Source organism: Nocardia pseudovaccinii NBRC 100343, from assembly GCF_001613225.1.
Taxonomy (GTDB): domain Bacteria; phylum Actinomycetota; class Actinomycetes; order Mycobacteriales; family Mycobacteriaceae; genus Nocardia; species Nocardia pseudovaccinii.
Genome location: NZ_BDBY01000182.1, coordinates 1 through 7,606 on the forward strand (window position 1 = coordinate 1; position 7,606 = coordinate 7,606).

Below are 7,606 nucleotides of genomic sequence, written 5' to 3' on the forward strand. Positions count from 1 at the left end.
GACCGGCGGCGGTGCGGTGGGCCGCGGCGCTGGAATGGGCCGGTGACGCGCGATGGGCGGCGGGTGGGATGGGCGGCAGCAATGGCGTTGACGATCGGTGACGGCGTGGGACGGGCGGGCCCCAGTGCGCCATGGGTGTGGACTGCGGCGGGTGTGGACTGCGGCGCGCGATGAATAGCGGTCGCTATGAGCCCGCTACGGCCGTTGGCACTTGCACTCGTTTGCAGAACACAAGGCGACAATCGCCTTGTATGTTAACGTGGGCAACAGCCATTTGACTGCAAACGATTGCAAAGGAGCGTGAGTGAACTCAGAAGAATCGTCTCAGCAACAAGCGGTCGGCTGGATCGGCGCGGGAAGAATGGGCGCCGCGATGGCCACCCGCCTGGCCGCTGCGGGCACCCAGGTCACGGTGTGGAACCGAACAAGAGCCAAGGCCGAACCGCTCACCGGGCACGGCTGCACAATCGCCGACCACATCGCGGATCTACGCACCCTCGACGTGGTATTCACCACGGTCTCCACCCAAGCCGACGTCGAACAGGTCCTATTCGGCGCCGACGGCCTGCTCGCCGACGAAAAATCTGCACCCGCGGTCGTGGTGGACTGCTCGACCGTCTCGACGGAATCCTCCGCGGCCATTCGCGCGGCCTGCGAACTGCGTGGTGTCGGCTTCCTGGCCGCACCGGTCAGCGGCAATGCGAAAGTGGTCGCCGCGGGCGGACTTTCGATCGCGGCCTCAGGCCCGCCGGAGGTCTATGAACGCGTCGCACCATTACTGCGCACCATCGGCAAATCCGTCACCTACGTCGGTGTGGGCGATGCGGCGCGGCTGGTCAAGATCTGCCACAACCTGTTCCTCGGTGTGGTCACCCAGTCGATGGCCGAGGTCACCGTCCTCGCGGAGAAGGGGGGAGTATCCCGCGCGGCCTTTCTGGACTTCCTCAACAGCAGCGTCATGGGTTCGATCTTCACCCGCTACAAGACCCCGGCCTTCGTAAACCTCGACTACACACCGACTTTCACCCCGATCCTGCTGCGCAAGGATTTCGATCTCGGTCTCGACGCGGCCCGCCGATGCGAGGTGCCGATGCCGCTCGCGACGGCCACCGCACAACTGGTCCAGGCCAGTGTGGGCAGCGGTCGAGTGCACGAGGATTTCGCGATCCTGCTCGATCTGCAGGCCGAGAACTCCGCACTCGAACTGAAACCAGAGAACGTCACGGTCGACGACGGACTCGGCGGCGATTGAATGGGGTTCGCCGACCGGCTCGCGCGAACCCGGAGGGGGCGGGACGCGCGGTCACCGGTCGGCGTTTCGAGGTGACCGTCCAGGGTCACCAAGCCGGACGCCGAACCGGCCTCGGAGTAGTCCGGCGTCATGGGCACGCGCCGGGATCACCGGCACGAGTTATTGCGGGAATCAGCTGGCGTAGGCGCGCAGGCGGTCGGCCCGCTCTCCCTTGCGCAGCTTCGACATGACCTCACGCTCGATCTGACGAACACGCTCGCGGGAGAGCCCGAAGAGCTTGCCGATCTGATCGAGGGTGCGCGGCTGGCCGTCGTCCAGGCCGAAGCGCAACCGGATGACCTGCTGCTCGCGCTCGTCCAGGGTGGCGAGCACGCTGCGCACATCGTGGTGCAGGAGCCCGGCGATCACGGCGGATTCGGCCGAGGTGGCCTCGGAGTCCTCGATGAAATCGCCCAGCGGGGCCTCTTCGTCATTGCCGACCGGCATATCCAGGCTTACCGGGTCGCGGCTGTGGTCGAGCAGATCGGAGATCTTGTCGACCGGAATGCCGGACTCGTTGGCGAGTTCGGCATCGGTGGCCTCGCGACCGAGCTGCTGGTGCAGTTCCCGCTTGATCCTGGCCAGCTTGTTGACCTGCTCGACCAGATGCACGGGGAGGCGGATGGTGCGGCTCTGATCGGCCATACCGCGGGTGATGGCCTGCCGAATCCACCAGGTGGCATAGGTGGAGAACTTGAATCCCTTGGCGTAGTCGAACTTCTCCATTGCCCTGATCAGGCCGAGGTTGCCCTCCTGGATCAGGTCCAGCAGCGGCATTCCGCGGCCGGTGTAGCGCTTGGCGAGGGAGACCACGAGCCGGAGGTTGGCTTCGAGCAGATGCGAGCGCGCGGCCTGGCCTTCGCGAACGACGGCGGCCAGATCGCGTTTGCGGGTGGCCGACAGTCGCTTGCCGGTCTCCAGCAGATGCTGCGCATAGAGGCCCGCCTCGATGCGCTTGGCCAGCTCGACCTCATCGGCTGCCGTGAGCAGTGCGGTACGGCCGATCCCGTTCAGGTACACACGTACCAGGTCGGCGGCAGGGCTCTGGGCGTCGAGGTCCGAATCGCTGGTGCGCACGCGAGTGGTGGCGGGGCTTGTCATGACTTGCCTCCTGTCGGTGGTGTCTCACTCCGAACAACGGACCCGACAGGTAGAAAGTTCCCCGCTACTGCTCCGATAAACCGCTCTGAACTGCGGTTTCCATCACTCGCGTCTGAGAAGTTCCTGAGAACCCCACCCTGTCGGAACAGCCCGTGCGCGAAGCGTCCGGCGGGATGCGAGCGGTTGCCGCTTCGTTACACGGGCCGCACCAAACCGTGGCGAACCAATCCGGCCACCACGGATAATGCGTCGGCCGCGAACTCCTCGGTCACTTCGCCCGATCCGTCGGCGAGCGCGAGCAGTTCTATCAGCTCTTGTAACGGCAAACCCTCGGCGCGCATTCCCGCGACGAGTGCGATGGTGGACTCGTCCACCTCATGCTGCCAGCGCGGACCGTCGCCGCGGTGCAGCCGCGCGACCTGCTGTTCCCAACCGAGTTCGCTGTGCAGATAGACCCGTTCCAGCGCGGTTGCCGGATCGACCACGAAATGTGTTGACCAGGCGAGATTTTCCTCGGCGGCGGCGCGGCGCAACCAGGCCGAGCGCGCGAAATACGCGGTGGCCTCAGCACCGAGCGGATCGTCGAAGCCGTGCGTCAGGTCCTCGGCGAGCAGTTCGGTCGGACCGTCGATGGCGTGCAGGTAGACGAAGCCGAAACCGATGCCCTCGACGCCCGCGGCGGTGAAGGCGTCGAGCCACTGCTCGGCGCGCTCCTGTGCGGCCGGGTCGCGCGGATCCAAACCCGCGTCACGCAGCCATGTTCCGACATAGAGGGCCGGATCGGCGACATCGCGTTGGACCACCCAGGCATCGACGCCGTGCGCGGGCAGCCAGGACGAGACGCGTTGGCGCCAGTCCTCGCCGTCCACATGCACCCATGCCGCCAGCATCGCGGCGGTGCCATCGGGGGCGAGCAGGGCGGGGGCTTGCGAGATCACCAATTCGCTTGCGCCGTCGAGGGCGAGGCCGGAGTCGCGGTAGGTGTGTTCGATGCGCGCGGGGCCGACGACGAACGGCGGATTGGCCACCACCTGGTCGAAGCGGCGACCGGCCACCGGCTCGAACCAGGAACCGGCCAGAAGTTCGACATCGAGTCCGTTGAGCGCGGCCGTCGCCTCGGCCAGCCACAAGGCGCGCGGGTTCACGTCGGTCGCGGTCACCCGGTCCGCGTACGCGGCGGCGTGGACGGCCTGGACGCCGCAGCCGGTGCCCAGGTCCAGCACCGAACCGACGCGGCGGGTGGGGGTGGCGCGCAACAGCGACAGGGAGGCGTGGCCTACCCCCAGCACGTGATCCTCGGTCAGGCTGCGCCGGAACATCGAATCGTCCAGGTCGGACAGGATCCAGCGGGTACCCTCGCCCGCATCGAGCGGACGCAGGTCCAGGGCCGCGCGCACATCGTCGCCGTCACGGGCGAGCAGGCCGGCCGCTATCGCGCGGTCGATCTCCACCGGCGCCAGTGCGGCCGCGACCTCGCGTTCGGGCAGTGCGTCACCGAGCAGCAACAGGCGGATCAGGGTTCCGAGTGCGCCCGCTCGGCGAGCGGCGCGACGCACCGGTACCGGTTCGGACCGGCCCAGCGCGGAGTGCGCGTCGGCGCCGAGCACTTCCAGCAGCGTGTCGGCGTCGTAGCCGACGCGGATCAGCGCGGCCCGCAGATCGGGGCACAGCGCGGTGAGCAGCGATCCGGTGGTCGTCTGGTTGGTAGGCACACCGGTACTCTGCCACCGCGACACGCGGGCAACCGAAACGTGCTCGTCGTGTCACCTGGACAGCGCGGGATCTCAGACGCCGTTCGGGTCGCGGCCCGTAATGCAGTAGGGCGCGTCGGCCGGATCGGACATGACGATCCAGTGCTCATGGCGCTCGACCAGTGTCGCGCCGAGGGACTCGTGCCAGGCGGCGGTGGCGTCGATATCCGCGGAGGCGAGGTCGATGTGCGCGCCGACGGGTCGGTCCTCGCCGAGGCGCTGCAGCAGAAGCTGTACGGGCAGCGGCTCTTTCGCGCGCAGCCGGGCGAATTCGGGCAGGCGGCCCTGGGTGAGATCCCAGTTGGTGAGAGTGGTCCAGAAGCGGGATTCGGCGGCGTGGTCGGTCGGGCCGATATCGAGGCAGACCTGGTCGAGGCGGGTGAGGGTGCCGTCCGGGGCGCGCACGGCAGGGGCGGGCGTGCCCTTCGCGCGGCCGCTGGGGGTGAAGCAGAAGATCTGACCGCCCGGGGAGCGCAACACGGCGTAGCTCTTGTGGTTGGCGACCAGTTCGGCGTCGAGGTCGAGCGCGACGCGGACCGCGGCGGTGACATCGTCGACGTCGAAATCGAGGTGTACCCGGCCGAGTCCGGTCACCGCCTGCATCTTGACGCCCGCATCGGCGAAGAGTGCGGGATCCGGTAGGAGCGTGAGGAATTCGTCGTTCTCGCCGCGTCGCGGCGAGAGTTGGGTGTCGGTGATCGTCGACCAGAATGTCGCGCATTCGTCGAAACGTTGCGTCGGGCGGTCGAGGAAGGCCCAGACCCACCGAATCATGCTTTCTCCTGTTTCCTGGCGGGAGTTCCCGCGCCGCAGCCGGGCATGCAGTTGTCGCATCTTCCGGCGATTCGGCGCCGCCCGCGCCCGGTTGGCGCGGATGTGTCGCACATCACTGGCGCTGAGAGAGTTCCCGTCGCTTACCCCCGCCACACAGTAGGTGTCGCCCGCGATGCTGTCGAGCCGGTTTCGGGTCGGCCGTGACTGGCACGATCTTGGCGGTTTATGGCATTCCGGCCACTCGTTCGACGCGTGAAATTCCGGCACGCTCAGCGGGTGACTGAACTGCAGACGCCTCGGATACCTGTCGATTCCGTGCCGAGGCGGCTGCACCCCGCCTGGATCGTCGCCGGTGTGGGATTCATCGCGCTCCTGGGCGCGGCGGCGTTCCGGTCGGTGCCGAGTGTGCTGCTGGATCCGCTGCACGAAGAGTTCGGCTGGTCCCACGGCACCATCGGGGCCGCGGTCTCGCTGAATCTGTTGCTGTACGGGCTGATTTCGCCGTTCGCGGCGGCGCTGATGGACCGATTCGGTATCCGCCGGGTGGTGGCGTGCGCACTGGTACTCGTCGCGGCGGGCAGCGGGCTCACCGTATTCATGACCCAGCCTTGGCATTTGGTGGCGACTTGGGGGCTCTTGGTCGGAGTCGGCGTCGGATCGATGTCGATGCCGTTCGTGGCGACGATCACCGGTCGCTGGTTCGTGCGTCAGCGCGGACTGGTGACCGGCGTGCTCACCGCGGCGGGCGCGACCGGGCAGCTGATCTTTCTGCCGGTGGTGTCCGCTGTCGCGCATGAGCACGGCTGGCGAGTGCCCTCGCTGATCGTCGCGGGTGTCGCGCTGGCGGTGGTGCCATTGGTCCTGCTGTTCATCCGCGATTTCCCCAGTGACGCAGGCGTTTCCGCGTACGGCGCCGAACCCGGCAGCACAGTTGGACTGCGTGTGCAGGCGACCGGCGGCGCGACCCGCGCGCTGACGGTCTTGACCACGATCGCGCGCAGTCCTGGATTCTGGCTGCTCGCAGGCGGATTCGCGATCTGCGGCGCATCGACCAACGGTCTGGTCGGCACCCACTTCGTCAGTGCCGCACACGATCACGGCATGCCACCGACCACTGCCGCCGGTCTGCTGGCGCTGGTCGGCATCTTCGATGTTGCGGGCACCATCTTCTCCGGCTGGCTCACCGACCGCGCCGACCCCCGCTACCTGTTGGTCGGCTACTACACGCTGCGCGGACTGTCGCTGCTGATCCTGCCGTCGCTGTTCGCGCCGGACACACAGCCGAGCATGTGGGTGTTCATCATCTTCTACGGCCTGGACTGGATCGCCACCGTCCCGCCCACAGTCATGCTGTGCCGCGAACTCTTCGGGGCCGACGGGCCCGTCGCCTTCGGCTGGGTCTTCGCCTCCCACCAGATCGGCTCCGCCACAGCCGCCACCGGCGCTGGCGTCATCCGCGACATCCAAGGCTCCTACAACCTCGCCTGGTACATCGCCGGCGCCCTCTGCGCCGCCGCGGCCCTCATGTCCGCCACCATCCGCCGCCACCCCTGACACCGAGAATGCGCTGGTGGCGGGCCGTTCTCGACGTTTGCCCACACCGTTGCATGGTGATCACCCGTCCAGCTTGATCGTCGGCGTGTCGGCAGCCGCGTCGGTGGCATGCGCCGTCCCCCTGCCCCTGCCCGGACCTGCCCTAACCGACCCAGGACCTCACACCCGCCTCCGGACCTCACCCGGCCCAGCTCAGGAATCGATGGCGCGATGCGGCCGGGATTCGATGGCGGTGCGGGGGCGGTCCCAGCGGCTGGGTTCGTCCTTGCGGCGTGGCGGGCGGTCGTTGGCGATGAGGACGGCGATCCAGGGGAGGGGGATCGAAGCGGTGATGATCAGGATCGAGAGCAGGGCGTTGCTGAAGACGCTGTAGGCGATCGCGGCCAGGATCAGGCAGGGGATGCGGAACGCCATGATGATGGTGTAGCGCCGAACCCTGGCGCGGTGCTGATCCTCCAGTGACGGGGCGGCCTCGGTGATCAGCACCGGGTGCTTCTCGTCATTGCCGGGGAAGTAGCCGGTGGACTTGCGGGGTGGCGTCGGCATTGCGACGTCCGGGCGATCACCGCTGCCGATGTCGTCGGCGTCGGGGGTGTCGCCGTACTGCTGCATACCCCGAGTCTTCCACTGTCGACGGCGCACCGCACATGGCCTGGTCAGCTCGACGAACACCGACCGTCATCAGCCGAGCTCGCGAGTATGCGGCATCATGGAATCCGTGAGTACCGACACTCTGGTTCGCCCGGATACGACCACCGACGAGACGACGGGCGACGACACCCCCAAGTTCTTCCACTACGTGAAGAAGGACAAGATCGCCGAGAGCGCCGTCATGGGCACCCACGTGGTCGCCCTCTGCGGTGAGGTCTTCCCGGTGACCCGCTCCCCGAAGCCCGGCTCGCCGGTCTGCCCGGAGTGCAAGAAGGTCTACGACGGCTTGCGCAAGGGCGACTGAGCCGACGCCGATGACGGATCGCCGGGCGCGCTGAGTCGTGTCCGGTCGGCATCGGCGCCGTTGTCGTGTGTCCGCTCGATCTGCCCTTGGGCCTCCTGTGGGTTCGGGGGCTTCGCTGTGGCTGGATCACCCTGTTCGGTGTCGGAGTCGTCCCCGCCCAACTGATTGGACAACCATTCC

8 protein-coding genes are annotated in these 7,606 nt (G+C 67.6%); 3 read left to right on the forward strand and 5 right to left on the reverse strand.

Annotated features, from left to right (window positions below; translation table 11 throughout):
- Positions 1 to 304 precede the first annotated feature (304 nt).
- A complete protein-coding gene (locus NP3_RS22505) occupies positions 305 to 1,252 on the forward strand; it encodes an NAD(P)-dependent oxidoreductase (RefSeq protein WP_218024915.1) in 948 nt (315 codons plus the stop codon).
- 171 nt (positions 1,253 to 1,423) lie between these two features.
- On the opposite strand, the gene NP3_RS22510 is transcribed toward NP3_RS22505, so the two are convergent.
- The 3 genes from NP3_RS22510 to NP3_RS22520 form a co-directional block, all read right to left on the reverse strand.
- Complete coding sequence (locus NP3_RS22510) at positions 1,424 to 2,392, reverse strand: sigma-70 family RNA polymerase sigma factor (RefSeq protein WP_063043586.1); 969 nt, start codon at positions 2,390 to 2,392, stop codon at positions 1,424 to 1,426.
- A gap of 194 nt (positions 2,393 to 2,586) precedes the next feature.
- Positions 2,587 to 4,104: a DUF7782 domain-containing protein gene (locus NP3_RS22515; protein ID WP_063043587.1), complete on the reverse strand. Its 1,518-nt coding sequence runs from the start codon at positions 4,102 to 4,104 to the stop codon at positions 2,587 to 2,589.
- A gap of 72 nt (positions 4,105 to 4,176) precedes the next feature.
- Positions 4,177 to 4,917, reverse strand: coding sequence for a VOC family protein (locus tag NP3_RS22520; protein WP_063043588.1), 741 nt, complete (start codon positions 4,915 to 4,917; stop codon positions 4,177 to 4,179).
- Positions 4,918 to 5,193: 276 nt separating this feature from the next.
- On the opposite strand from NP3_RS22520, the gene NP3_RS22525 reads away from it, so the two are divergent.
- The gene (locus NP3_RS22525) at positions 5,194 to 6,471 is read left to right on the forward strand and encodes an MFS transporter (protein ID WP_063043589.1); all 1,278 of its coding nucleotides are present in this window, start codon (positions 5,194 to 5,196) and stop codon (positions 6,469 to 6,471) included.
- Positions 6,472 to 6,663: 192 nt separating this feature from the next.
- Here NP3_RS22525 and NP3_RS22530 read toward each other — a convergent pair whose 3' ends face one another.
- Positions 6,664 to 7,017 carry a DUF3099 domain-containing protein gene (locus NP3_RS22530; RefSeq protein WP_063043590.1) on the reverse strand — a complete coding sequence of 118 codons (354 nt, stop codon included), beginning with the start codon at positions 7,015 to 7,017 and terminating at the stop codon, positions 6,664 to 6,666.
- Positions 7,018 to 7,189: 172 nt separating this feature from the next.
- On the opposite strand from NP3_RS22530, the gene NP3_RS22535 reads away from it, so the two are divergent.
- Complete coding sequence (locus NP3_RS22535) at positions 7,190 to 7,426, forward strand: DUF3039 domain-containing protein (protein ID WP_063043591.1); 237 nt, start codon at positions 7,190 to 7,192, stop codon at positions 7,424 to 7,426.
- Here NP3_RS22535 and NP3_RS49900 read toward each other — a convergent pair.
- Positions 7,399 to 7,606 (reverse strand): hypothetical protein (locus NP3_RS49900; RefSeq protein ID WP_218024916.1); only part of this gene is annotated, 208 nt, incomplete at its 5' end. The genes NP3_RS22535 and NP3_RS49900 overlap by 28 nt on opposite strands.